The sequence below is a fragment of the Faecalibacterium prausnitzii genome (genome assembly GCF_003324185.1).
Classification (GTDB): Bacteria; Bacillota; Clostridia; order Oscillospirales; family Ruminococcaceae; genus Faecalibacterium; species Faecalibacterium prausnitzii.
Map to the genome: position 1 here is coordinate 1 of NZ_PXUP01000025.1, position 26512 is coordinate 26512.

Annotated in this window: 25 protein-coding genes; 9 read left to right on the plus strand and 16 right to left on the minus strand. The window is 54.6% G+C overall.

Annotated elements, in window-relative coordinates; translation table 11 throughout:
* The 3 genes from C7J97_RS13180 to C7J97_RS13190 all read left to right on the plus strand — a co-directional run.
* Window positions 1–252: hypothetical protein (locus tag C7J97_RS13180; RefSeq protein ID WP_113993229.1), on the plus strand; the 252-nt coding region annotated here is incomplete at its 5' end.
* 8 nt (window positions 253–260) lie between these two features.
* Complete coding sequence (locus tag C7J97_RS13185; RefSeq protein ID WP_113993230.1) at window positions 261–518, plus strand: hypothetical protein; 258 nt, start codon at window positions 261–263, stop codon at window positions 516–518.
* 54 nt (window positions 519–572) lie between these two features.
* The gene (locus C7J97_RS13190; RefSeq protein ID WP_113993243.1) at window positions 573–1955 is read left to right on the plus strand and encodes a relaxase/mobilization nuclease domain-containing protein; all 1383 of its coding nucleotides are present in this window, start codon (window positions 573–575) and stop codon (window positions 1953–1955) included.
* A gap of 54 nt (window positions 1956–2009) precedes the next feature.
* Here C7J97_RS13190 and C7J97_RS15425 read toward each other — a convergent pair whose 3' ends face one another.
* Window positions 2010–2204, minus strand: coding sequence for a DUF3873 family protein (locus C7J97_RS15425; protein WP_113993231.1), 195 nt, complete (start codon window positions 2202–2204; stop codon window positions 2010–2012).
* Window positions 2205–2439: 235 nt separating this feature from the next.
* Between C7J97_RS15425 and C7J97_RS13200 the strand changes: the two genes are divergently transcribed.
* The 3 genes from C7J97_RS13200 to C7J97_RS13210 all read left to right on the plus strand — a co-directional run bounded on the left by C7J97_RS13200 (window position 2440) and on the right by C7J97_RS13210 (window position 5202).
* Window positions 2440–2772, plus strand: a complete 333-nt coding sequence (locus tag C7J97_RS13200; RefSeq protein ID WP_113993232.1) for a helix-turn-helix domain-containing protein — start codon at window positions 2440–2442, stop codon at window positions 2770–2772.
* A 112-nt stretch (window positions 2773–2884) separates the two neighbouring features.
* The gene (locus C7J97_RS13205) at window positions 2885–3397 is read left to right on the plus strand and encodes a hypothetical protein (protein WP_147232771.1); all 513 of its coding nucleotides are present in this window, start codon (window positions 2885–2887) and stop codon (window positions 3395–3397) included.
* Between the two features lie 467 nt (window positions 3398–3864).
* Complete coding sequence (locus C7J97_RS13210) at window positions 3865–5202, plus strand: FMN-binding protein (protein WP_113993234.1); 1338 nt, start codon at window positions 3865–3867, stop codon at window positions 5200–5202.
* Window positions 5203–5379: 177 nt separating this feature from the next.
* Here C7J97_RS13210 and C7J97_RS13215 read toward each other — a convergent pair whose 3' ends face one another.
* The 12 genes from C7J97_RS13215 to rbr form a co-directional block, all read right to left on the minus strand.
* Window positions 5380–5889, minus strand: coding sequence for a ferritin (locus tag C7J97_RS13215; protein ID WP_015536768.1), 510 nt, complete (start codon window positions 5887–5889; stop codon window positions 5380–5382).
* 567 nt (window positions 5890–6456) lie between these two features.
* Window positions 6457–7386, minus strand: a complete 930-nt coding sequence (gene trxB, locus C7J97_RS13220; RefSeq protein WP_005921769.1) for a thioredoxin-disulfide reductase — start codon at window positions 7384–7386, stop codon at window positions 6457–6459.
* Between the two features lie 14 nt (window positions 7387–7400).
* Window positions 7401–7724 carry a thioredoxin gene (trxA, locus tag C7J97_RS13225; protein ID WP_005921771.1) on the minus strand — a complete coding sequence of 108 codons (324 nt, stop codon included), beginning with the start codon at window positions 7722–7724 and terminating at the stop codon, window positions 7401–7403.
* A gap of 161 nt (window positions 7725–7885) precedes the next feature.
* Window positions 7886–9067 carry an FprA family A-type flavoprotein gene (locus C7J97_RS13230; RefSeq protein ID WP_113993235.1) on the minus strand — a complete coding sequence of 394 codons (1182 nt, stop codon included), beginning with the start codon at window positions 9065–9067 and terminating at the stop codon, window positions 7886–7888.
* Between the two features lie 128 nt (window positions 9068–9195).
* Window positions 9196–10059 (minus strand): nitroreductase family protein, encoded by an 864-nt coding sequence (locus tag C7J97_RS13235; protein WP_113993236.1) that lies wholly within the window; start codon window positions 10057–10059, stop codon window positions 9196–9198.
* Between the two features lie 34 nt (window positions 10060–10093).
* The gene (locus C7J97_RS13240; protein WP_113993237.1) at window positions 10094–11137 is read right to left on the minus strand and encodes a ribonucleotide-diphosphate reductase subunit beta; all 1044 of its coding nucleotides are present in this window, start codon (window positions 11135–11137) and stop codon (window positions 10094–10096) included.
* A 10-nt stretch (window positions 11138–11147) separates the two neighbouring features.
* Entirely contained in the window at window positions 11148–13664 is a 2517-nt protein-coding gene (locus C7J97_RS13245) for a ribonucleoside-diphosphate reductase subunit alpha (protein WP_170126678.1), read from the minus strand.
* A 165-nt stretch (window positions 13665–13829) separates the two neighbouring features.
* Window positions 13830–15041 carry an FprA family A-type flavoprotein gene (locus C7J97_RS13250; protein WP_005946385.1) on the minus strand — a complete coding sequence of 404 codons (1212 nt, stop codon included), beginning with the start codon at window positions 15039–15041 and terminating at the stop codon, window positions 13830–13832.
* A 23-nt stretch (window positions 15042–15064) separates the two neighbouring features.
* Window positions 15065–16978, minus strand: a complete 1914-nt coding sequence (locus C7J97_RS13255) for an acyl-CoA dehydrogenase family protein (RefSeq protein ID WP_113993239.1) — start codon at window positions 16976–16978, stop codon at window positions 15065–15067.
* Window positions 16979–17000: 22 nt separating this feature from the next.
* On the minus strand, window positions 17001–17432 hold the full coding sequence (locus C7J97_RS13260) for an RrF2 family transcriptional regulator (protein WP_044959897.1): 432 nt from the start codon (window positions 17430–17432) through the stop codon (window positions 17001–17003).
* 325 nt (window positions 17433–17757) lie between these two features.
* Window positions 17758–18132 (minus strand): desulfoferrodoxin family protein, encoded by a 375-nt coding sequence (locus tag C7J97_RS13265; protein WP_005921786.1) that lies wholly within the window; start codon window positions 18130–18132, stop codon window positions 17758–17760.
* A gap of 21 nt (window positions 18133–18153) precedes the next feature.
* The gene (gene rbr / locus C7J97_RS13270; RefSeq protein ID WP_044959900.1) at window positions 18154–18696 is read right to left on the minus strand and encodes a rubrerythrin; all 543 of its coding nucleotides are present in this window, start codon (window positions 18694–18696) and stop codon (window positions 18154–18156) included.
* A 357-nt stretch (window positions 18697–19053) separates the two neighbouring features.
* Between rbr and C7J97_RS13275 the strand changes: the two genes are divergently transcribed.
* A complete protein-coding gene (locus tag C7J97_RS13275) occupies window positions 19054–19260 on the plus strand; it encodes a DUF6219 family protein (protein ID WP_044959903.1) in 207 nt (68 codons plus the stop codon).
* A 163-nt stretch (window positions 19261–19423) separates the two neighbouring features.
* Here the strand turns inward: C7J97_RS13275 and tnpA are convergent, their stop codons facing one another.
* From tnpA to C7J97_RS13290, 3 genes are all read right to left on the minus strand, one after another.
* The gene (gene tnpA, locus C7J97_RS13280) at window positions 19424–19903 is read right to left on the minus strand and encodes an IS200/IS605 family transposase (protein ID WP_113993240.1); all 480 of its coding nucleotides are present in this window, start codon (window positions 19901–19903) and stop codon (window positions 19424–19426) included.
* A 214-nt stretch (window positions 19904–20117) separates the two neighbouring features.
* Window positions 20118–22673, minus strand: coding sequence for an ATP-binding protein (locus C7J97_RS15430; protein WP_242983521.1), 2556 nt, complete (start codon window positions 22671–22673; stop codon window positions 20118–20120).
* Window positions 22674–22677: 4 nt separating this feature from the next.
* Window positions 22678–24591 (minus strand): 5'-nucleotidase C-terminal domain-containing protein, encoded by a 1914-nt coding sequence (locus C7J97_RS13290; protein ID WP_170126679.1) that lies wholly within the window; start codon window positions 24589–24591, stop codon window positions 22678–22680.
* A gap of 470 nt (window positions 24592–25061) precedes the next feature.
* Between C7J97_RS13290 and C7J97_RS13295 the strand changes: the two genes are divergently transcribed.
* Together C7J97_RS13295 and C7J97_RS13300 are read left to right on the plus strand one after the other, a co-directional pair.
* Entirely contained in the window at window positions 25062–25364 is a 303-nt protein-coding gene (locus C7J97_RS13295; RefSeq protein WP_242983522.1) for a hypothetical protein, read from the plus strand.
* Window positions 25365–25367: 3 nt separating this feature from the next.
* Window positions 25368–26512: Y-family DNA polymerase (locus C7J97_RS13300; RefSeq protein WP_113993242.1), on the plus strand; the 1145-nt coding region annotated here is incomplete at its 3' end.

A 26512-nucleotide genomic window follows, 5' to 3' on the forward strand; every position in this document is an offset into this window, starting at 1 on the left:
CTTTTCCCGATTTCTCTCTTTGTGGCGTTTCTAGCTCTGATGGCAAGGTGGCTGCTAACCCTGTCCAGCTATGTAGTTGCTCCGCTGATGCTCTACATCTTCGGCTGCGGCATCTACACTGCTTACCGTCAGACTTGGAATCAGTTCTTTATCCTGCTGGTGGCCGAGTTCATCTGCTTCATCCTCTTTTTCGGTGCAACTGCCATCACCGAGGGTATCGGGCGTTTCAGTGAGTGGCTTGCAGAACTGTGAGGGATGCTATGAGCAAACAGAGAATAGAGGATTGTTATTTTGAACACAACAGCACGATTTTTTCTGAGATGCTGGGTGAGGATGAAGAGTATCTGCGACTGAAAAAAGCCAAAAGAGCAGCTGAGGAAGCCTTGCAGAGCGTTATCAGCAAAGAAGCGTGGAAGCAATATCTCGCCTTAGATGAAATCTGCAATGAGTTGGAATGCGCCAGATACAAGGCAATGTATCTGGCGGGTGCTGCCGATTACGAAAAAATATCCAAATGATCTCAATGCCGCCTCCGGACGGCATTTTTTCTTTGCAATAGGGGGGTGATGATGCTGGCAGCAACACGGCTGATTGCGCTGCACAAAAACAAGGGCATGACCGTTGCGGCCTGTCTGAAAAATCGCACGGACTATATTGAAAACCCGGATAAGACCGAGCAGGGGCAGTATGTCAGCAGCTATGCTTGTAGCGCCCTGACAGCAGATGAAGAATTTATGCTTACCAAGCGGCAGTACGATTTCATAAACGGACGCAGGCAAAAAAGCGATGTCATTGCTTATCAGATACGGCAGTCCTTTCGTCCGGGAGAAATCACTGCAGAGGAGGCTAACAAAGTAGGCTACGAACTGGCCATGCGTTTTACCAAGGGCAAGCACGCCTTTGTGGTGGCAACGCACACGGACCGGCAGCACATCCACAACCATGTGATCTTCAACTCTACGGCACTGGATGGCACCAAAAAGTTCCGGGATTTTTTCTTTTCAGCGTTGGCAGTGCAGCGGTTGAGTGACCTGATTTGCTTAGAGCACCAGTTGTCCGTCATTGAGAAGAAACCCTACCGGGAGCGGCAGAAGCGTGTTCTTTATCCGCCCAAGGAGAGCAACCGTGACCGCCTGTGTGGAATCATCGATACAATCCTTGCAGAAAAGCCGGGAGATTACGAAACGTTTCTGCAAAAGCTGGAGCAGCAGGGCTATGAGGTGAAGCGTGGCAAGTACACGGCGGTGAAGGGCAAGGGACAGAAACGCTTTATTCGGTTCCGAACTCTGGGCACCGGCTATGGCGAGGACGAGATTAAGGCGGTGCTGGAGGGCAAAGCAGAGCACCGCCCTTATCAGAAAAAGCAGGCCAAAGAGCAGCCCTTCCAGTTGCTGGTGGACATTCAGGGGAAAATGGCAGAGGGTAAAAGTGTCGGTTACAAAAAGTGGGCGACCAAGTTCAACCTGAAAGAGATGTCCAAGACGCTGCTGTTTTTGCAGGAGCAGAAAATCGGTAGCGCAGAGGAACTGCGGGAACGTGCAGCGACGGCAACGGAACGCTATCATACTATGGGCGATTCCATCAAGGCGGCAGAAGCGAGGTTGACAGAAATCGCCGTTCTGAAAACCCACATCATCAACTATGCCAAGACCCGCCCAGCCTATGATGCCTACCACAAGTCGGGGTACAGTAAAAAGTTTTTGGAAACTCACCGGGAGGAAATTACTCTGCACAAGGCGGCGAAAGCTGCCTTTGACGAAGCAGGGCTTCAAAAGCTGCCGAAGGTCAAGGAGTTGGATGCGGAGTTCTCAGAACTGTTGACCAAGAAGAAAGCCGCTTACCCGGACTACCGCAAGGCACGGAACGAGATGCAAGAACTGGTTCGGGCTCAGAAAAACGTAGAACGATTTTTTGCGGAAGAAAAGGACACCATCGAAAAAGCGCAGACCCGATAAACGAATACCGCCGAGGACTCTTCCCATTTTGGGGAGATGTCCTCGGCGGCTTTTTTAGTTTATATAGCAGCGGTCCTGTTTTATAAGCCAATCTTCACATAGCCGCTGGGCTTCGTCTTTTGTGCAGCAGGTGCAGTTGAAAAGCCTGCCACGGAAAGAGCAGTATGTGTAGTGTACCTTCGGGATTCCATTGGCGTCTCGAAAATCAACGCAGCGTTCCTCACCGGGCAGCAGATAGATCGTATCCACGTTCAGCAGCTCCTATCTTTTATCTTTGGTCATGTGCAAACGACACAACGCTTGCTATTGTACCATGTGCTGTCTCAAAAGACCATTGCCTTTTTGACCAAAGATACGCACAAAAATTTTCTGCCTCAAAAGCACTTGGATAGCGTTGAATAAACACCATCTGATTGTGTATAACAAAAAATGCGACAGGTATGCTATTGGTGTGCAATAAACACAAACAGAATGTGAGGTCGCTATGAATACGCTTTTGGGTCAACGAATACGAGAGAAGCGCAAGGAAAAAGGCTGGACGATTGAACAGTTTGCAGAACGGGTCGATTTGTCGGCAAATTATGTTGGAGATTTAGAGCGCGGAGTAAAAATCCCCAAACTGGAAACCTTTATCCGAATCGTAGAGGTGTTGGACGTATCTGCTGATGTGCTGATCCGGGATTCCGTTCCATCCGCATCCCATGTGGCAGATGACGAACTGAGCAGAAAGCTGAGCCAGCTCACACCGGGGCAGAAGAAAGCTGCCATTGACATTCTGAATGCATACACCGACAACATTCCCTATATTACAAAATAACACCTATGTCAAAGAACGCCAGCAAACGTGCTGACGCTCTTTCTTTTTGCCCTCAAATAGTCTATAATCAACACTATAAGCGTGCATATAACGCTAACAGTGAGTGTTTGAGGTGAACGACATGACAATCCTACCCAATATCGAAGAAGCAATTGAAGATGCCCGGAATGGAACGCTGAGTCCGTACTGGCAGAACGATCTCAAACGTGAATGCCTGCATAGGAAGTTATCGGATGAAGAACGGCAGGCGCTTTCGGAACTGAATCGTATTTTGTCAGAGACTCCGCAATGGAGCGACGAAGAAGAACTGTGTATCGAAATGGAGAACATCGGTGGCAGAGTTCGCTTCTGTCACTTTTGGGATGAGCACTACTCCATGGTGCAGTTGACGGAAGACCGAAACGGAAAATACTCCGCAGCCTACGTTCTGGATGTAGAAACCACCCCGGATGTGCGTAAGGTGGCGGCATTGCAGGCACAGAAAGAACTTGCGGACTGTATGCAGGTGTGGGGCGTTTCGCTTCTGGATGCGCCTGTTCCTGAACAGATGAAGTACGATTCTCTTGCAGAAGCCGCTTCTCACCTCATGCAAGTTTTGAACGACCCAGAGCACATCACGGGGTAAAAAGCGTCCCGAAGGGATGCGCAGCCTGCATTGGAAAATGCAGATTAAAGGGGCTTGGGGCATTCCCCAACAAGCGTTTTGCAACGCAAAATAAGCAGATGTATATACGTCTGCACTGCTTGCTGGTACAATGTCATCGATGAAACAAAAATAGTTTCATCAAAGACGGTTATATGGTTGTGCCGATTTCCAAAACATAGTAATATTGAAGTACTAACTGGGGCTGAAAGTGGCAAAACTGCTTGCTTGGGTTCCATTCAGGAATTACTAACAGCGTAGACCGTCAGTTCGCTTCGTATACCGTCAGCGTCACAAATTGACACCAATTTATCATTCTTCACGAAGTATGTGCTAAAATCTCTTGACAGCACCTCACAAAATATGTTATCTTTTGTAAACATCCTTGAAAAGATATGACCTTTTCTGGGGATCGAACACAAACCGATTTTTCTCTGGAGGAAAGACCCATGAAACAGGAGATCATCCGCAAACTGAGCGCTGCCGTGGCCATGAGCCTCGTTGTTGGCGTCTCTCTGGCCGCCTGCGGCGGCGGCAGCAGCTCCGCCGCCGCTGGTGTGACTAAGACCGGCTCTGCCGAAGGCTTTGGCGGTGCTGTCACCGCCACCCTGACCGTGGATGCCAACGGCACCGTTACCGACTGCAAGCTGGAAGGCGCACAGGAGACCGAGAGCATCGGCGGCGCTGCACTGGAAGAGCTGTCCAAGCAGGTCGTGGCCGCCAACGGCCCCGCCATCGACGGCGTTGCCGGTGCCACGGTGACCACCAAGGCCGTCCGGAAGGCCGTTGCCGCCGCACTGGGTGTGGAGCTGGCCGAAGATGCCCCCGCCGACTCTGCTGCCGCAGCCCCCGCTGAGCCCGCCGCCATCGTCCCGGTGGAAGGCGGCATCCAGATCGGTCAGGCCTATGCTGCCGCCCACGGCACCAAGTGCTTCACCGAAGCGGTGGCTGTGGTGAAGGATGACGTCATCCTCGCCGCCTACCTCGACGATTTTCAGTTCACCAGCACCGATGCAGGCGTGACCGCCGTGCCCAACTCCGACTCCGACTTTGCCGCAGGCTACGCCGAGGGCAAGGTGCTGATGTCCAAGCGGGCCAACGCCGATTATTACAGCAAGATGATGGCTGAAAAGGGCGGCTCCACGGTCGCTCTGGATGCAAACTTCGACGCCATCCAGAACTTTGCCGTCGGCAAGACCATCTCCGAGCTGGAGGATGTAGCCGCCAAGGGTGCCGAGGCTGTGGACGCCGTCTCCGGCGCAACGCTGGTGGATACCGCCGGTTATCTCTCTGCCATCGTGGATGCCGCCAAAAACGCCCAGACCACGCAGGCCGTGGAGTTCAACGGCAGCTCCGAGGACCTGAAGCTGAATGTGGTCTATGGGGCCGCACACGGCACCAAGTGCTTCACCTCCGGCGCTGTCGCCACCGCCGGGGACACCATCGTGCTGAGCTACATTGACGAGTTCCAGTTTGCCGGTTCGGACGCCGGGGTCGTCGGTGTGCCCAACTCCGATTCTGACTTCGGCGCAGGCTACGCCGAGGGCAAGGTGCTGATGTCCAAGCGGGTCAACGCCGATTACTACAGCAAGATGATGGCCGAAAAGGCTGGTTCCACCGTTTCGCTGGATGCCAACTACGACGCCATCCAGAACCACGTGAACGGCATGAGCATTGCCGACGCCGAGGCTCTGAGCAAAGATGAAAAGGCTGTGGACGCCGTTTCCGGTGCCACGCTGGTGGATACTGCCGGCTACGTTGGTGTGCTGGTGGATGCCGCAAAGTAAGGCAAGAAAAATAACGTTCCTCTGAACACAGCAGCGCCCGCCGGGAGATCTCCCGGCGGGCGCTGCTTATTTATTATACGCAGTTAGCATAATCTAATCGCCTGGTGGAAGAAAAGGCAGGCCACCTGTATGTAGTCTGCCTTTTGCCTGATGCGAAATCCCGCAGACACGCGGGGCTTACAGCACCAGCGAGGGCGCGGTGTAGACCCGTGCCTTCAGCTCGCTGTTTAGCATATACAGCCCCTTGCTGTCACCGCCGAACAGATCCATCTTGGTAATGAGGTCAGCGGCGTTCTTCTCCTCCTCACCCTGTTCCTTGATGAACCAGTCCAGCATCTGCATGGTGCGGAAGTCCCTGACCTCGTATGCGGCGGCGTAGATGGCATTGATGCTGGCGGTGACCAGCATCTCGTGTTCCAGTGCTCTTTTCAGCGGGGCCATGTGGTCGCCTCGTTCCCACTCCGGCTTTGCGATAGCCTCAAAGGTGACGCCCTCGCCGTTATTCTGCAAATACTGACAAAACAGCATGGCGTGATCCCGTTCCTCCTGCGCCTGTACCCGGTACCAGTTCTCAAAGCCGTCCAGTCCGACGGCGGCGTAGTAGTTGGCAAAGTCCAGATACAGATAGGCGGAGTAGAACTCCTTATTGATCTGCTCGTTGAGCAGAAGAGATACGTTAGCGTTCATGATACTTCTCCTCCATAAGATTGTCTTTTCCTGCTCCCGGCATGGGGGCAGATATACCGTACCCAGAGCGATGCTGGGATGCTCCCTTTTCATCTCCAGGAACACCTGCTCCGCCTTGGGATGCTGCTGCGCTCCGTTACGGCGGCCAATATCTCCTCTGCGTATTTTGGCATACCGCCAACTCTCCAAATGCAAGAATGAATCTTAATATTTTGCTTTTATTATACCTATATTTTTTTCTCTGTCAACAACCACAAAGGGCTTGCGCTCCAAAAGCTGCCTCGAAGCCGATTTTCTCAAATTATGTGACGCCGTCACAGTAAAACCGCTTGTCACGCGGTAATACTACGCATAAAAGCACAGCCGCAGAGTACATCTGTGGCTGTGCTTTGTGTTCAGTTGCTCACTGTTGTGTGGACTGGATATGGAGAGACAACATATCTCCCGATCTTACATGGGTTATCTTATCTGCCATCACTTTGGCAGTTTGCCTTGCAGATATGTCGGCATCCCCACTGCGGTCGTATCCGGCCTGACCTTAAACATGGCTTTTTCAATCTACCTCCCTTATCGGTTTTCCGCGATATATTTTTCCGCCATGTGGACTGCCACCGCGCCGTCCGCCACGGCGGTGACCACCTGACGGAGGGGCTTCGTCCGCACGTCGCCCACGGCGTAAACGCCGGGAATACTGGTTTCCGTGGTCTCTCCGGCCACGATATAGCCGCCGCCGTCCAGCTCCAGTTGACCCACCGCCAGCGCCGTGGCGGGCTGTCGGCCCACGCTGACAAATACGCCGTCGCAGTCCACCACGCTTTCCTCACCGGTGACGGTGTCCCGCAGGCGGACGCCGATCAGCCTGTCCCCGGAAAGCAGCGCGGAAACGACACTGTTCCAACGGAATTCCACGTTTTCGGCCTGTGCCAGCGGCTCGTGATAGATCTTGGTGGCCCGCAGGGTGTCTCTGCGGTGGACGAGGATCACTTTTTTCGCCACGCGGCTGAGAAGGAGGGCATCTGCCGCGGCGGAATTGCCGCCGCCCACCACGACCACCGTTTTGCCCTTGTAAAACATCCCGTCGCAGGCGGCGCAGTAGGCCACGCCCCGGCCCAACAGCTCCGTCTCTCCGGCAACGCCCAGCGTTCTGGGGTCTGCGCCGGTGGCCAGCACCACGGTTTTCCCCCGGAAGATCCCCTCGCTGGTCTCCACGAGCTTGGGAACCGCCGTCAGATCCATGCGGAGAACTTCCGCGTATTCGCTGCGTGCCCCAAAACGCTCCGCCTGCTTTTGCATATTCTCTGCCAGAGAGAAGCCGTCGATCCCGTTCTCAAAGCCGGGGTAGTTGTCGATCTGCTCGGTCAGGGCCATCTGCCCGCCAGCAGACAGCTTTTCCAGCACGACGGTGTCCAGCCCCGCCCGTGCCGCGTACAGGGCGGCGGTGTAGCCGCCCGGGCCGCCGCCCACCACGAGCATATCATAAACATGATTGTTGTTCATATCTGAACCCTCCGTTATTTCGCCAAGGCTTCCTGAATGAAACGGTCGATTTCTGCCTTTGAGCCGGGCGCGATGATGGAATCCACGGCCTTTCCGTTCCGGTACAGCACCAGAGTTGGGATGTCCTCGATCCCCTCGGCCCCCGCCAGCCGCGGCTCCTCGTCAATGTTGATCTTGCCGACGGCGAGGCTGTCCGCGTATTCCTCTCCGATCTTCTCATACGCGGGGCCGATCCTCCGGCAGTAGCTGCACCAGGGCGCCCAGAAATCCACCAAAACGGGCTTTTTCTCCCGGATCGCCTGCTCAAACTGCTCCTGATTCATGTTCATAGCTGCCATATCTGTCAGCTCCTTTCCTTTGTTTGGGTATTCTCAAGACTCCGGTCTCGCCCCACACCACATCGTGACCTCAACCTGAGATGACGGTACTCTGCCCTTGGGACATAAAGCAGATGAGTAAGACCATCATCTGTACGAAAATAGCTGCGGTTTGTTGCAGCTTATTCTGCGCAGAGCTCAGCCACCAGAGCGTCCATCTGCGCTTCGCTGGTTTGGTTCAATGCACCACGCAGAGACACTACCGTTTCGTAAAGGTGGATATCCTTCATCTCCTCCAATTTGGTGCGCATCAGCCGCGCGGCAGCAGGTGCCCAAGAGCCGTCTTCAATAAGGCCAACCCGGCGGTTTCGGAATCCCTTTGTCCGTAAATGTTCCAAAAACTCCCTCATGGGCGGAAACAGTCCTCCGTCATAGGTGGCGCTGGCTAAAACCAACTTCCCGCAGTAGAACGCACTGGCAACAGCGTAGGAAAGATCTGTCACAGTGAGATCACATATGTTGACCTGTACGCCTTTTTTCTCTAATTTACCCTTGAGGGTCTTCGCCGCATGGGCAGTATTTCCATGGATGGATGCGTGGGCAATCAGTATGCTCTCCGATTCTTCTGGTTCCCATTGTGACCAGAGATCATAGAGCCGCAGACACTCCTCCAGCCCTTCTGTAAGCACGGGACCGTGGAGCGGGCAGATTGTTTTGATCTCCAGCGCGGAGATTTTTTTCAGCAGAGCCTGCACCTGTGCGCCATATTTCCCGATAATATTGTAATAATACCGTCGGGCCTGCGGCACCCAGGGGGCACGGGCAGTCCGTTCCAGTGAGCCAAAGCGTCCGAAGGCATCCGCCGAGAACAGGATTTTTTCCGTTTCCTCATACGCCGTCATCACCTCCGGCCAGTGTACCATCGGCGCCAGCAGAAAGCGCAGCCGGTGCAAACCCAAGGAAAGCGTATCTCTTTCGCCAACCTCCAGCATACGGTCTTCCGACAATGCACCTGTGCCGAAGAACTGCTTGATCAGGGTAAATGTTTTCGCGTTTCCCACGATCTTCATCTCCGGGTACTTTTGTGCCAGCCGCATGAGACTGCCGGAATGATCCGGCTCCATGTGTGTGACCACAAGATAGTCGGGCCTGCGCCCCTCCAACACCCGCGCCACATTGGAAAGCCATTCTTCCGTTGCCCGTGCGTCCACGCTGTCCATCACGGCAATCTTCTCATCCAGAATGACATAGGAGTTGTAGCTCACTCCCATAGGCTGGACGGGGTACTGGTTTTCAAAGAGTGCCAATGTGTTATCATCCACCCCTACATAGCGGATGGCATCTGTTACCGTTTGGATAGCCATATAAAATATACCTCCTTTTTTCCTTACTCAGACTCTGACTGATAGGTTCTTCTTTTCTAACGAAACATACGCTCAACCGCGGATCGGCGGTCGCGCATTTTACCGTTGCCTTGCTTCCCCCAGAGTCGTTACATGTGGTACACCGCAGCGGAGCGAAGTCCTTCCGGCAGGCCGTCGGGCGCAACAGGTGAAAGTTCCCAGCGTACCTGCCCCGCCCACTTGGAGGCGACGGCGGAGAAGTGGAGCATGACAATACCGAGATCCAATGCGGCATCCAAATTATCGGTGTAGGCATCCTCCTGCTGCACCAAATAGATGCTGTGATCCTGCACAAGGAAGCCATAGGGCTGACGGTTGAGATAGCTGGGGGAGAGCGAAGCGGCGTAGAAGGACTGCCAGAGCATATCGTCGTAGAAGTCCATCATCTCGTCAAGCCCAGACTTGTTGCTCCAGCTCCCCATGTGAACCAAATCGTTCACGCCCTTTTTGGGCGCGTAGTACTGCTGCTCGGCCCGCACATCGATCTGAGACATACTTAGGATATTCAGCCGCAGTTTTTTTGCGGTCTTTTCCCCGTAGCCAAAGGCAACGATTGCCGCCACCTCTAACGGGGTGGCGAGAGACAGTGCCTTTTTGATTTTGTCGCTGTCGGTGAAGGTCATCCAGCAGGTGTCAATGTCCAACTCAGTCAGCTTGAGGACGAGATCTTCCATCATGTAGCCGGCGTTGATGGCCGCATAGGAATGCGGGGCAGACATAAGGAGCAGGTAGTGCGGTGCTCCGATGAGAAATTGATTATAGCCCGCTGAGCTCTCCAGCGCCGGCTGTGCATCCTTGTCCAAGACGATCAACTCCGTTGCAATCTCCGGGACAAGACGGGGGCAGGTCTTTTCATAGTAGGATCGGAGCTGGCCGATAGCCTCGCTCGGAACTTCCTTTTCGCGGAATGCGCGAACGGATTTGCGATTTTGAATCATAGCGCTGTAATTCATAGTAATATCTCCTATTCTGATGTCTTTGGTTTTCTTATAAATCGTCTATCAGTGCGGTGCTCTTGGCGTAGGCGGTACTGCGTGCCTCAAAGAAATCGGTCTTGACCATGTTGGCGTCGGCGTACTGGCTGACCCATTCCATGCTCTCCGGTTCGCTCTCAAAGCCTGGATACAATGCGGGATAGCCAAGGCTCGTCCAGCGGAGGTTGCCGAGATAGCGGATGTAATCGCTGATCATCTGCCGGTTCAGCCCCGGGATGTCGTCGCCGATTACATAATGCCCCCATGCGATCTCCTGCTCCACGCCCTCACGCATCATCTCGCGCAGCGCTTGTACGCTCTCGGCGGTGAACAACTCCGGCTGCTCCTTTTGCAGCTCCGTGATGATATTGCGGAACAGCCACAAGTGCGTGTTCTCATCGCGGTTTATGTAGCGAATCTCCTGCGCCGAGCCGGGCATCTTCCCGTTTCGGGAGAGATTGTAGAAGAACATAAAGCCGCTGTAAAAATAGATGCCCTCCAAAATATAGTTTGCCATCATCACGCGCAGCAGCGTGGGAGCGTCCTTCCGCTCCTGAAACTCGTTGTAGCAGTCCCCAATGAAGGTGTTGCGGCGCAGCAGATGCTCGTCCGTTTTCCATTGGTAGAGGATGTCATTGCGCTCCACGGGGGAACAGATGGTGTCGAGCATATAGCTGTAGCTCTGTGAGTGGACACACTCCTGAAACGCCTGAATGGACAGGCAGAGATTGACCTCGTTGGCGGTAATGTAGGCGCCGATATTAGGCAGGTTCGCTGTCTGAATGGAATCCAAAAAGACAAGAAAACTCAGAATTTTATCGTAGGCGCTGCGCTCGGCTGACAGCAGGCGGGGATAGTCCTTCACATCCTGCGAGAGATTGATCTCCTCAGGAATCCAAAAGTTGTTCATGGCCTGCCGGTACCAGTCGCTGACCCAAGCGTACTTCATATTGTTGAAGTCATTGAGGTTGGTGGTATTGCCGCCGATCATGCGCCGCAGGCGCACATCAGGTTCGCCCTCCGGGTTAAAGAGGGGCTTTTTCTTCAGTTCCGTCATGCTATCCTCCTTATGACGAGCAGCTTTCGCAGGTCTCGACCTCAAGGGCCTTGCTGCGGACATAGTAAATGGTCTTGACGCCGGCCCTCCACGCCTCCAAATACAGTCTGAGCACCTGACGCATGGAATAGTCGTTGGTGATATAGAGATTCATGCTCTGCGCCTGGTCAATATGTCTCTGGCGAAGGCCCGCGGCGCGTACCGACCAGCTTTGGTCGATCAGATGCGCTGCCTTATAGTACCACCATGTGTCCATAGAAAGCTCCGGAGCAACGCGGGGCAGCATGCTGCCCTTTTTTTCCTCTAAAAAGAATTTCTTCATAATTGGATCTATGCCCGCCGACGTGCCGGAGAGGATAGATGTGCTGGAGGTCGGTGCGACCGCCAGCAGATAGGCGTTGCGCATTCCCTGCACCGCCACCGTTTTCGCAAGCGCCCGCCACTTTTCGGAGGTATAACCCCGCTTTTCAAAATACGCGCCCGTCTGCCAGTCGCTGCCCTCAAAGAGCGCGTAACGACCCTTTTCCCGTGCCAGAGCTGTGTCCGCCTTGACAGCGGCGTAGTTGATGAGCTCGAACACTGCGTCGGTGAAGGCAAGGTGCTCATCGCTCTCCCAGTGGATGCCGCGCTTTGCCAGCATGTGGTGGTAGCCGCTGACGCCCAGGCCGATGCTGCGGTACTTCTGATTGGTAAGCCGCGCGTATTCCAACGGGTAGAAGTTGAGGTCGATCACATTATCCAGTGCGCGGATGGCCGTTTCCACCGTGCGTTCCATATAGGCCTCGTCCTCCACCGGCAGATTACCGAGAGACAGACTCGCCAGATTGCAGACCACAAACTCACCTGGGCGTGTGGCCGTCACCACAATTGTGTCGCCGTTCTCCGTGTGCACCTCAGTGCTGATGTGCTCGATGGGTGCCATGTTCTGCGCGATCTCCGTACAGAGATTGGAGCAATAGATCATTCCCGTGTGGCCGTTTGGGTTCATATGATTTACACTGTCGCGATTGAAAGCGAAGGGTGTGCCGGTCTCCACTGCCGAGCGAAGCACCAGCCGCACGATGTCCTTGACGGTGACGCTGCGCTTTTCGATGCGCGGGTCATTGACGCAGTCCAGATACCGCTTCTCCCATTCTGTACCCCAGTAATCCTCCAGTGCGTAGCCCTTGACCGTGAGGATCTCATGCGGACACATGAGATGCCACGGCGCGTCTATGTTCTCCTCCGCCAGTCGCCAGAATAGATCCGGATAGCACACGGCGGGAAACACATCATGTGCCTTCATGCGGTCGTCGCCGTTGTTGGTGCGCAGTTGAAGGAATTCCGGCAGATCCCGGTGCCATGCGTCTAAGTAAACCGCCACAGCGCCCTGCCGCATCCCCAACTGATCCACCGCCACGGCGGTGTCGTTGACCAGCCGGATCCAGCGGATAACACCGCCCGCCGCCCCTTGAAAGCCGCGGATGGTGCTGCCTGCAGCGCGCACCTTACCGAAGTACATCCCCATTCCACCGCCGAATTTAGAGACCTTTGCGAAGTTGTCCAGCGAGCGGTAGATGCCGTCCAGACTGTCCGGCACAGTGTCCACAAAGCAGCTTGAAAGCTGATGGTAGGGCTTTCGTGCGTTGGACATGGTAGGTGTCGCCATTGTGACCTCCATACGGCTGAGCATATCGTAAAAGCGTTTTACCCACCCCATGCGGTCAGAGCCTTCGTTCATAGCAAGATGCAGCGCGATACCCAAAAACATCTCCTGCGGTGTTTCCAGCGGCACGCGACTGCGTGACTGGATCACATAGCGTTTGAGCAGCAGGTCAAGGCCGGAGTAGGTGAACAGCTCGTCCCGTTCCGGGCAGAGAAAGTCCTCCGCCATGGCAATCTCCTCGTGGGTATAGTGGGCAAGGATATAGTCACCGTAGAGTCCCTTATCCGTCAGATAGCGAAGCTTGCCATAGAGGTCGCAGACGCCGCGCTCCTCCCATTCCTGTGCGTTGCGACAGCGAAAGGAGTGGTTCAGAAGCCGCGCCGCGATGAACTCCCACTTGGGTGCCTCTGCCGTAGTCAGCTCTACCGCCGCCTTGGTCAGTGCCTCAGCCCGCTCATCCTCCGTCATGCCCAGGCGACAGAAACTCTCAAACTTCATTTGAAGCGCCGCGAGGGAGTAGACTTCCTCGGTAAAATCCATCTGGATGCGGCGCAGCACCTCGTCAAGCGAGTCATCCCCCACCGTCCGCGCGATGGTATGCCGGACACGGCGCAGCGCAGACCGCTTTTCGCGGTAGAGGATGTACGCCTTGGCCACCTCATAGTGTCCGCGCTCCATGAGCGTTCGCTCCACCTCGTCCTGCACACGTTCTACGGTGAGCGGCACTGTGACGGAGAGATTGTTGAGAACGGTGGCGAGGATCTCATCCATCTCTCTGCTCCCGATCTCCTTGCCCTGTCCGTCAAACGCCTTTTTCATGGCGTTGAAAATTTTCTCCTGTTGAAAGGGAACAGACTCCCCGTTTCGTTTTCTGATCTCCATTTCGATCCTCTCATCTTCTCCGGTCACTTCTCATGTCCTTTTGGGCAAAGAGCGGGCAAGCGCAGTATCACGCTTGCCCGCTCTGTTTTTGAAAGCCGGTTTTTCTGCAGCCGACGCGGTGGGGCTGTTTGTTGTCTGTTGTCTTGGTTTTGGCTTTCCTGCCAATTACTTCATAGATTCCAGAATGGCGTCCGCCAGTGCTTCCAGCTCAGTGCGCTTGTCCGTGCCCATGGACGAGGCGAGGCTGAGCCGCTCGTTGAGCACCGTCATGTTCTTAAGCTCATTGTTGACGAATTTCTGCATGAGGTCACCGGACTTCACCGCCCATGAGCCGTTTTCAATGATGGCAAAGGTGCGGTTTTGCAGATTCAGTGCCTTCATATCCATGAGGAAGTCATGCATGGCAGGGTAGATGCCGAGGTTGTAGGTCACAGAGGCCAGGACAATGTGACTGTACTTAAACGCCTCGGAGATCAGCTGGGAGACATGAGTGGAGGACACATCGTACATCGCCACCTTGCTCATGCCCTTATCGCAGAGCGACGTCGCCAGCGCCTGCGCCGCGTTCTCCGTGTTGCCATACATAGAGGCGTAGACGATGAGCACGCCCTGGGTCTCAGGGGCATAGCGGCTCCATGTGTCGTATTTTTCGATGAACCAGCCCAGATCCTTGCGCCACACGGGGCCGTGGAGCGGGCAGATGTACTTGATCTGATCCAAAACGCCGCCGGCCTTTTTCAGCAGGAGCTGGATGTGGGGGCCGTACTTGCCCACGATGTTGGTGAGGTAACGGCGGGCGTCGTCCAGCCAGTCCCGCTCGAAGTCCACCTCGTCGGCGAACAGCTTGCCGTCCAGCGCGCCGAAGGTGCCGAAGGCGTCGGCGGAAAAGAGGACGCCGTCGGTGACGTCAAGGGTCACCATGGCCTCCGGCCAGTGAACCATAGGCGCGCCCACAAAGGTGACGGTGTGCTTGCCGAAGGAGAAGGTGTCGCCCTCCTTCACCTCGATGCACTCATGTCCGTCCACATGGAAGCCGAACTGCCGCATGAGCATGAATGCCTTCTCATTGGAGATCAGTTTCACCTTGGGATGGCGTAGCAGGATCTCCTCGATGCAGGCGGCGTGATCCGGCTCCAGATGGTTGACCAGCAGGTAGTCCAGCTCGCGGCCATCCAGCACATACGCCAGATTTTCCAAAAGCTGGCGGCAGGCAGACCAGTCCACCGTGTCAAAGAGCACCGTCTTTTCATCCAGCAGGCAGTAGGCGTTGTAGCTTACGCCCCGGGGAATGGGAAAGCAGTTTTCAAACAGGGCCAGGCGATGGTCGTTGGCGCCCACCCAGTAGAGGTCGTTCGTTACTTTACGCACGCAATACATCTTATCTTGCCTCCTTCACGGCCTCAAGCCTTTACAAATTGATCCTTCGTCTCCGCGCACTCGGGACACACCCACTCGGCGGGAAGCTGCTCAAAGAGCGTACCGGGCGCGATCTCGCCGTCCTCGTCGCCCAACTCCGGCACATACTCGTAGCCGCAGCCGCTGCAGACGTAGCGGTCGCCGATGGGGGCGGGCTTCGGCGGCGTGGGCCGCTTCATCTTTACCATGGGCGGCGCGGGCAGCTTTTCGCCGCTATCCAGCGCGGCAGTGAGCAGGGGCAGGATCTCCTCCACATCGCCCACGATGCCGTAGTCGCAGTTCTTGAAGATAGGCGCGTTACCGTTCTTATTGATGGCCACGATGGTGGAGGCGTCCTTGATGCCCTTAAGGTGCTGGGATGCGCCGGAGATGCCGCAGGCGATGTACAGATTGCCGGTGAACTTCTGACCGGACATACCCACATAGCGGTTCAGCGGCAGATATTTGAGAGTCTCCGCCACAGGGCGGGAAGAACCGATGGCCGCGCCGGCGGCCTTGGCCAGCGACTCTACCAGTTTCATGTTCTTTTTCTCCCCGATGCCCTTGCCCGCGGAGACCACCCGCTCCGCCTGCGGGATGGGCGTATCCATAGGGATGCCCACGGAGAAGTCGTGACCATCCTTCTTCAGCGCCGCCACAAGGTCGGCCACCTGCTGGGCAGCATCCCCCTCTCGGAAGATGGTCTTTTTGCGAATGCCGGTGATGGGCGCGGGTTTCTTGGCCGCCGAACGGCTCTCGCCGCCGGAGCTCTTGCCCAGCCTGCCCAACAGATGAGAGGCGATGACCACCCGCTGGATCTCGTTAGTGCCCTCGTAGAGGGTGGTGATCTTGGCGTCGCGGTAGGCCCGTTCCACCTCCATGCCCTTGAGGTAGCCGCTGCCGCCGTGGATCTGCAAGGCATCGTTGGTGACCTCCAGCGCGATGTCCGAGGTGTACATCTTCGCCATGGCGGACTCCATGCCGTAAGGCGCGTGCTGCTCCTTCAGCTCCGCCGCGGAGTAGATGAGGAACCGGGCGCAGCGCAGCTTGGTTGCCATATCCGCCAGCTTGAAGGCGATGCTCTGCTGGGCCGCGATGGGCTTGCCGAACTGGACGCGCTCCTTGGAATAGCTCAACGCGTGCTCAAACGCGCCCTGGGCGATGCCCAGCGCCTGCGCGGCGATGCCGATGCGTCCGCCGTCCAGCGTGGACATGGCAATCTTGAAGCCCTCGCCCTCCTTGCCCAATAGGTTTTCCTTGGGAACCTTCACGTTGTTGAAGATCAGCTCCGCCGTGGAGGAGGAGCGAATACCCATCTTGTCATAGTGGTCGCCGAACTCAAAGCCCTTCCAGCCCTTCTCCACGATGAAAGCGGAGATGCCCCGGGTGCCGATGTCCGGCGTGGTGACAGCGAAAACCACATAGGTGTCCGCCTTAGGGGCGTTGGTAATGAAGATCTTGCCGCCGTTGAGGAGGTAGTAGTCCCCCTTATCCAGCGCCGTGGTCTCCGTACCGCCGGCGTCGGATCCGGCGTTGGTCTCCGTAAGGCCGAAGGCGCCGATCTTCTCGCCCTTGGCCAGCGGAACCAGATATTTCTTCTTCTGCTCCTCGGTGCCATAGGCGAAAATGGGCCATGAGCCGAGGGAGACGTGGGCGGAGAGGATTACGCCCGTGCCGCCGTCCACACGGGCCAGCTCCTCCACCGCGATGGCGTAGCTCAGAGCATCAAGACCGGCACCGCCGTACTCCTTGGGGTAGGGAATGCCCATCCAGCCCAGCTTACCCAGCTTCTTGACAGCCTCCTCGGGAAACTCGTTGTTCTGATCCATTAAAAATGCGAGGGGCTTGATCTCCTCCTCCGCAAAACTCCGGATCTTCGCGCGCAGCTCTTCGTGCGCCGCCGTGGTTTGAAACAACATACGGGTACCTCCTTTTAAAATTTTACAGCTTGCTTGTATCTTGGGGATCGGATCCGCCGGTCAGCAGCCTGCGCAGGCTCACGGCACGGAACGCCTCGTCCTGCTTTTGCTGCAAGGCCGCCAGTTGACAGTGGATGGCGCACCGCCCATGCTTGTCCTGCCAGCGGCATTTATATCCCGGCTCCATGCAGGCGCACAGGATGCCCCGCTCTCCCACGACCCCCATGAGATCGTAGAGGGAGGTCGCGTCCAGATCGCAGGATAGCGCGCAGCCGCCGAGAGCGCCGCGGCTCACCCGCACCAAATTGCCGGCGGAGAGCTTGCGCAGAATCTGGTAGGCAAACTGATTGGGGATCAATTCCGTTTCCGACATCTCGGCCACCGAATGCTTCTCCCCGTCCAGCAGCACCCGCAAAATGCGCAGCGCGTAGTCCGTCTCTTTGGTGATGATCATGCTCCACATCCTCTTTTCGCTTGCTTGTTAATACCATCATATCAATCTTGATAAAATTTGTCAAGATTATTTCAAAAAAAATATCGCTTTCATACAGACCGCCCCAGCCCGGGTCAGCTTCGCTTTCCATTCAGCGAAAAGCCATGTTCCTTTTCATATTGACAATCTCTTGATCGGGATTGAGCTTGATTTTTATGTTCGCCACCTCTTTCTTGTTTATTGATTGTGGCTTTATCATACCGCAGGACAAAGTCTTTTTCTGTGACGAGGTTACATTGATAAAAAAATCCGGTGCTTTTGGAGCACCGGATTTTAAGAAGGTGAATTACGCTTTCCACAGACTGTGGAGGTTGCAGTAGGCGTAGACCGCCTCGACCTCATCGCCCTCGCAGAGAGCGAAGCAGACCTCCGGCTTTTCGCCGGGATGCAGTTCCTTACGCTGGTTGCCCTGCTTGGTCTGGAGAGATACCCATTCGATGTAGTGCTCCGGCAGCATGGGGTGCTCCACGGAGCCGACCTTGACATGGACGATGCCGTTTTCCACTGTCCAGACAGGGACGTGCTTCTCCACGGCGGCGTCGGTGGTGCCGGGAACGATCTCGCTCATCGGCTCGCCGCAGCAGACGACAGGGACGCCTACGTCCTTAACTTTGGCAATGATGTTACCGCAATGCTTGCAAATGTAAAACTTCTGCTCCATGATAATTCTCCTTTTCTTTCTTTAATAGTTTTCTGCATGAATTTCAAAATAGCTCTGGGGATGGTTGCAGGTGGGGCAAACCTCCGGGGCCTTCTCGCCCACGACGATGTGACCGCAGTTGCGGCACTCCCATACCTTGACCTCGCTCTTGGCGAAGACCTCCGCCATCTCCACATTGTGCAGCAGGGCACGGTAGCGCTCCTCGTGGTGCTTTTCAATGGCGGCGACCAGGCGGAAACGCTGGGCCAGCGCATGGAAACCTTCCTCATCGGCTGTTTTGGCAAAGCCGTCGTACATATCCGTCCACTCGTAGTTCTCACCCTCAGCGGCGGCGAGAAGATTTTCGGCAGTGTCGCCAATGCCGTTCAGCTCTTTGAACCACAGCTTGGCGTGTTCCTTCTCATTATCAGCGGTTTTGAGGAACAGCGCCGCGATCTGCTCGTAGCCTTCCTTCTTGGCCTTGGATGCAAAATAGGTGTACTTGTTGCGCGCCTCGGACTCACCGGCAAAGGCAGCCATCAGGTTTTTTTCGGTTTGAGTTCCTGCGTATTTCGTTTCTTTCATGGTGGATACTCCTTCCTGTTTTTCTGCTTTTATTGTAGCAAATCTATGATTTTCTTCTGTGACGAAGTCACATTCCTTGCATGGGAGCTTTCCTACCTTTGTATTCGGTATATTCCGATTGTAGCACTTTGAGCAGAAAAAAGCAATTTTTTTAAAAGCTACTACATTTTCCGTCCTCATATGTGTGCCGGCTGATATTCGGAGTCGAATGCTACATGTGAGCCTTGTTCGTAATGCCCACCGATCATGACCGTAGCGGCAGTCACAGCATCCACATGAAAGCGTTCCCGGTAATGCTTGCATTTTCGTAAAAAAACGTTATAATTGAATCAGTTAAATCAAAGGAGGTATCAAATCATGAAATCACATAAATACTGGGCCTTAGGCGCACTTTTCTGTATGTTGGGATGCATTTATTCTGGAATCAAAAAATCTATGACTGCGCATAAATACTTTGCCTATTCTTCATTGCTTTGTATGGGCATGTCCATTTATTCCGGTCACAAACTGGTTTCTCCAAAGAAGAAAAAAATCACTAAATCAAATAATAGTGAGAATAGTTAAACAAAAAATTTCCTTTATTCATTAAGTCAAAACCACCGGCTGAGCCGGTGGCTTGAGTAAGCCCTAGAGGGGCATAATACTAGCAAAGCCCCTTAAGGGGCCACGAATGGGTCTGTCAACTGCATTCCTTTCTCGTGGCAGGCCCCTCAAGGGGCCTTTTTATTTACGCCTTAGTTTCCTTGCTACCCGTAAACGGGTCCACGAACTCCTTAAGGCTCAGCTGATCGGCAATCTGGTCCTGTTGCAGTTGATTTTTAATGTACTCTTGGATTTTCTTTTTGTTCTTTCCTACCGTATCCACGAAGTATCCCCTGGCCCAGAAATGCCGATTGCCATACTTATACTTCAGATTTGCATGTCTGTCGAAAGTCATGAGACTGCTCTTTCCTTTGAGATATCCCATGACGTAGGAAATGCTGCACTTCGGTGGAAAACTTATCAGCATATGGATATGGTCAGGGCAGGCCTCCGCTTCAATGATTTCAATACCTTTTTGTTCGCACAACTGGCGCAGTATCTGCCCTATATCCTTTTTGATCTGACCGTAAATTACCATTCTCCGATATTTCGGTGCAAACACTACATGGTATTGACATCTCCACGTGGTATGGCTTAAACTATCTACGTCTTTGTTATCTTTCATTTCAAAGATAAACCTCCCTGTTCCTAGAATGTGGTTGGCAAACCCACACTCTATTCTACGGGGAGGTTTCTCTTTGTCTAGGGCTAAAGCCGTTTTATTCCACCAGCAGAGCTGGTGGTTGTCGCTCGCTCAAGCTACCCAAAAGAGCAGGGCCACCCATTTGCGGCCCTGCTAGGTCGTGGGTATCGGTCATCTGCGAAACCGTGCGATTCCACTATTTATTTTCGGGGGGGGGGGTAACGCGGAAGCGTTTCACCGTCTGTTCCAGTGCGCTGATGTCTACCGGCTTGGAGAGATGCTCGTCCATGCCAGCATCCTTGCTCTTTTGCATATCCTCAAGGAAGGCGTTGGCGGTCATGGCAAGGATGGGGATGGTTCTGCCCAGCGGGTTTTCGCCGCTGCGGATGCGGCGGGTGGCCTCCAGGCCATCCATTACCGGCATCTGCACATCCATCAGGATCATGTCATACTCGCCGGGCTTGACGCTGGCGAACGCATCCACAAGCTCCTGCCCGTTGGGGTAAATTTTGCAGTGTGCGCCCTTGGATTCCAGCAGCAGCTCCAGGATCTCGGCGTTGATGGCGTTGTCCTCGGCGCAGAGGAACTTCATGCCGGACAGAGGAGAAGCGTTCTCTTCTTCCTCCGGGGGCACCTGTGTCTCTTGCACCGTATCTGCTTCGGCATCAATGGTAAATTCCAGCACGACCTCAAATTGGGTGCCCTTGCCGGTGGTGCTCTCCACGTGGATGGTGCCGCCCATCAGGTCTACGATGCTCTTGGTGATAGCCATGCCAAGGCCGGTGCCCTGCACCTTGTTGGTGCCGGATTTTTCCTCGCGGGTAAAGGGTTCAAAAAGGGTCTTTTGGAACTCCTCGCTCATGCCGATGCCGTTATCCTGCACCACAAAACGGTATTTGGTGTAGTGCTCGGTATGCGTAAGCTCGTCTATCTCCAACCGGATGTGCCCGCCGTTGGGCGTGTACTTGACCGCGTTGGAGAGGATGTTCATCAGCACCTGCTTCAGACGGTTGGGATCGCCCAGCACGTTTTCGTGCTGCACATGGGTCTCCACGGTAAAGGTCTGGCGGCGCTGGCCTGCCTGCTGACGAATCACGCTTTCCAGCTGGCTGATCTGCCGGGGTAGATTTATTTTTTCCACATTCAGGGTGGTCTTGCCGCTCTCGATGCGGCTCATATCCAGAATATCGTTGATGATGCCCAGCAGCAGCTGCCCGGAGCTTTCCAGCTTGGCCAGATGCTCGGCCAGTTTTTCCGGCTGGTGCAGCTCGTTTTTCATCAGGGTGGTAATGCCGATGATGGCGTTCATGGGGGTGCGGATATCGTGGCTCATGTTGGAAAGGAAGTCCGTCTTGGCCTTGCTGGCCTTTTCGGCTACTTCCAGTGCGGCTTCCACAGCCAGCGTGGTTTGGTGCTCGTCTGTGCGGTCAGACAGATCCACGATGCACTTTTTTGCGCCCTGCACAGCATTGATAAAGCCGGTCACATGGATATAGCGCGGCTCGCCGGTCTCCTGATGGATAAACGCCCGATTCCATTCCTGCTGCGTGCCCTGTTCCATCTGCATCAGATCGTCCAGCCGTGATCTGCAATTATAGCCCCCGGCAGAACATAGAACGTGGAAATCCTCCTGCACCGCTTCGGGAGAGATGCCCAGAATGCGCCGGACGTTGGGGCTGATGTATTCCACCTTGCCGGTTTCGGTGTCAATCATCAGGAACACATCGTCCACATTGCGAGAAAGATTCGAGAACAACTCCTCGCGCGCCAGTAGCTGCTGATCCTTTTTCCGCAGCTTCTGCCGGTTGTTCTGTACCACCAGCAGCAAGATGGTAACGGCCAGTATCCCCACGATGCCGGTTATCACAGCCATGGTGGTGTATTGCAGCCGGTTCATGTTGGCATTCACGATAGCTTTAGGCGCTATGCCAAGGATCGTCCAGTTCTGGAAAGAAGCTGAGCCGTAAACCATGTAATAGCCGGTGCCATTGATGGAAAACTCAAGGTTTCCGTTCTTCCCGGCGGCAAAAGCCTTTTGCAGGGCAGTGATCTGTTCTGCCGTAAACCCGGCCGAATTTTTGAGCATGGCAAGGATGTTGTGTACGCCGCGCATATCTTCACTGCTGCTGTCCAGCACCACACGGCCATCCGGCAGCACAGCAAAGGTGCTGCCGTGCCCCTCAAAGGCAGAGATCTTCAGCGAGTCCACCAGATCTTTGTTGTTGTAGGTGATGGCAATGGCCTCGTAATCAAAGCCCTGGTAGCTGCCTTTTGCCGTGGGGACTGCAAATACCATGATCTCCGGCTTGTCCGGTACCACCGAGTTTGCCACGATAGGCTGCTGCTCCAGGATCAGCTGCGGCAGCGTCTGACCCAGATCAAGATATCCCCGTTCGCCGTCCAGCGTGATATAGGCGCTATCCCGCGAAACAAAGAAAAAATCTGTAAACCGGTATTCTTCTTTTGCCTGTGTAAGGAAGGAGCTGACTTCGGCATCGCTTTGCGCACGTTCCAGATAAGGTGCCCACATGCGCATGACGCCCCAGTTGAAGGATACCTTGTTGTAAAGGGTCTGGTTTGCCTGATGGAGGATCTCCGTAAGGTGCGCTGTGCTTTCCTCGTAGATAGTGTGCGCCATGAAATCCGTAAAGACAAAGAAGCACCTCAAAATACCGATGCCGAGCAGCAGTGCAGCTATGACTGCGAGGATACGGATCTTTATCGTAGGCCGCATCGTAGTTTCATTTTTCAAGAGTTTATTCTCCCTGTACAATGGTCAGATACTCGGAGGGGGCGGGGAACTGCTTGCTGACCGCCAGCGAATCCTTCAGGCAGGAGCAGCTGTCTACTTTTTCGATCGCATATTCCGTCCGCTTAGCTTTCAGGTTTTCCGGCATGGGGCAGTTACAGAAGGCCTCGTTCTCTATCCACACATCCGTGCCCGCCACAAATACGGTATAGGTGGCGGTATCGTCCAGCGGTGCACCGTTGATGGTGACTTCTTTCAGACGGAACTTGCCCTGCTCGTATTCGGTCACCTTGTATTCCATGCCGCTGGTCACGGGCATATAATTCCGGTGACGGATGGGATTTGCGCCGTTGTCTTTTACGTTCACCAGCCACTCCATCATCTGCCGCAGCTCTGCACCGGTATAATCCCCCTGTGAGACAGCGTAGTTGCCCGCCATTACCCACAAAAGCTGCTGTTTGCTATAATCGCCGCAGTAGATGGAAGTGGACACCAGCGGCGAATAGCCGACTGCAATCGACGCATCATAGGTGGCGCGCAGGGCGTTCATCAGCGAGGAAGCCGCAGCGCTGCCGTGGTCGGCCATGTCGAGGGAGTATGCGGTATTTTGGGTGAACAGCACCTCGGCTTCGGGGTCTACTCTGGGGGTGACCAGCTGCTCGTTAAACGCATCGTATGCGGCCTTGGCATCGTATTCGCCGGTGATCATCTTGTGCCCCACGTCTTCCGAAATGCGGAAGATCTCGGTGGAGGCCAGACGCATATACAGATGATTTGCGCTGATGATATCCGCAACGTGCTCCAGAGAAGCGGAGGAGGTAATATTGACCTCCTTGTTATAAGACAGTACAGCAGCACCGACAGCCATCTTGTTCTGACCATCTGCACTGTACACAGCCTCAAGCACCTTCAGCACAGCAGCAAGCTTTGCTTCGTCCTGTGCTACCGTGTTGGAAACTGCCGCCTGACACATGGGGTAGGTCAGCAGCCAGCTATCATTGGCGGTCTCGCCGAAATAGGGCAGCATAGATACGTTAAAGCCGTGCTGGTCGGGCATTACATCCGCTATGCCTGCTGTGGTGCGGATCATGGCGGTCTGCCGCGCATAGAAAGGCTCGGCAATGGGGTTCAGCTCCAACCGATCGTCACCGGGCTGCACCCGCACATCCTTGAGGAACTGCTCGTATTTTTCAAAGACCTTCGGCCATACCACATCGTCCAGACCGGTGGAGCTATCCTCGGTCTCACTCTCGTAGTTCATACGCCAAGTGGTGCCCTCCAAGCTCATCAGCTCCGGGATGGCGCAGCCCTGCATGGTTTCCAGACAGGTGTAGTCATACCGCCAGTCTGCCTGATAGCCCTTGATTCCGACCGCCTCAAAGGCATCGATTGCCGCCACGAACTCGGCATAGTTGGTTGGCAGGGGGATGTTGTGCTGAGCAAACAGATCAACATTTGCAGCCGTACCGTCCACCTCGGCGCACATAGGCAGCCAGCGGATTGCGCCGTCCGGTTCCTGATTGTTGTTCAGGTAGCTGGAATAGAAGGTACCTGCAACCTCGGTAGTGCTCAAGTCCATCAGGTGCTCTGCCAGAGGAGCCGCATCGTTCAGGGAGAAGCGGCGGCAGGTGATGATGTCCGGCAGCTGCTCCGCACGGTTCAGCAGGTCACGGTAGTAGTCCATGGTGTTGAAGCCCTGAATGAAGGTAAACTCATACTCCGGGAATTTTTCTTCCAGCCACGGAGTAAGCGCTTTCATCATGGAGCGATCCCACAGATAAAAGGTGATCTGGATCTTGCCGTTCTGGCTGCTGCCCTTGCCGCTCTCGGCCTTACCGCCGCCGCAGGCGGTCAGTGCTGCTGTGGCTGCTGCAATGCCGCAAGCCTGCAAAAAGGAGCGGCGGGAGATTTTTTTCATCATATAAATACCTTCCTCACATTTCGGAGGGCAGTACTGCTCAGAACCAATGAGGTGCAGTGCTGCCATAGCTTGGTTATTTTTACACACCCCACAGGAACCCCTACGCTCGCGGCCTGTCCGCATTGGCTTTGCGCTGATTTCCCCACAAAATGACATTCTTATTGTATCATTGCAACAAAAGCGTTTCAAGTTAATTTTGAAGGTTTTTTACATACAAAAGAATATTTTTATATCTGATTCTGCGTTTTGCGCAGCTTGAAATGCAAAAATCTGTCAAGGAAACCATTATAGACGTTAGATTTAATGCTTTAGAAGGAATGAATGTGTCTTTTTGAGCCATTCAAAAGTCAGGACAAATCTTTTTGTTGTCCGCATCACATACAAATAGCTATTTCACCTTGAAAACAGCGTAAAGATTTATTATAATAAGATAAATGGTTGTGCTTTATTTTGCAAAGGAGTTGTGAGGAATGAATCGGAACTGCCGCCGTAAAACAGAAAAGGTCTATGTGAAGGTGAACTCTGATTTTGACGCAACCGGCTATATGCAGCCCCGGCAGATCACATGGGGCGATGGCCGGACGTATCCCATCGAGCAAGTGCGGGACTTTCGCCCCGCAAATACCATTGCCGATATGCCCGGCGACTGTTATACTGTAATGGTAAAAGGGAGGAGCGGCACCTGTTTTTCGAGCGTTCCGACCCACGGTTTCCATCCCGGTTCGGCAGATGGTTCGTGGAGGTGGAAACCAAATAACACAGAGGAGGGCTGAAGTATGGCAGCACAGCGCACCTATCTGGCAATCGACCTGAAAAGTTTTTATGCCTCGGTGGAGTGCGTAGACCGCCATCTGGACCCCCTGACCACAAATCTGGTGGTGGCAGACGCCTCCCGCACCGAAAAGACCATCTGCCTTGCGGTGTCGCCCTCCCTGAAAGCCTACAAGATACCCGGCAGAGCGCGGCTGTTTGAAGCCGTCCAGCGTGTCCGGGAGGTCAATGCCCAGCGGCTGCAGACCGCCATCCGGCAGAAAAAGGTAGTCCGGGGAGAGAACGGCAAATATCACTTTACCAGCACCTCTTTCGATGCCAACGCCCTGAACGCAGACCCTGCACTGGGGTTGAGTTACATTGTTGCACCGCCCCGGATGCAGCGGTATCTGGATGTGTCCACCCAGATCTACAAGGCCTACCTTAAATATGTGTCCCCGGCAGACATTTACCCCTACTCCATCGACGAGGTTTTCATTGATGTGACGGGCTATCTGCCTTATTATCACATGAGCGCCCATGAACTTGCCATGACCATGGTGCGGGAGGTGCTGTACAACACCGGCATCACCGCAACGGCAGGCATCGGCACTAACCTCTACCTTGCAAAGCTGGCCATGGACATTGTGGCAAAGCACATCCCGGCAGACAAAGATGGTGTCCGCATTGCGGAACTGGATGAGCAGTCCTATCGGTATCTGCTGTGGAACCACAGACCCCTGACGGATTTCTGGATGACCGGTCCCGGAACCGTCAAGCGGCTGGAAGCTCATGGCATCTACACCATGGGGGACTTGGCACGGTTCTCCATCCATGGAGAAGATCGTCTGTATGAGATTTTCGGCGTGGATGCAGAAATTCTCATCGACCACGCATGGGGCTACGAACCCTGCGGCATGGAGCAGATCAAAAGCTACAAGCCCAGCACCAACAGCATCAGCGAGGGGCAGGTGCTATCCACTCCTTACCCGTATGATAAAGCAAAACTCATTGTCCGGGAGATGGCGGAGATTCTGATGTTCCGGCTCACGGAAAAGAAGCTGGTGGCGGAATCCATCACCTTGGAGGTGGGCTACGACCGGGAGAACGTGGACAAGGGCGGCTACCGTGGTCTGACCCAGACCGACCGCTACGGCAGAGTCATCCCCAA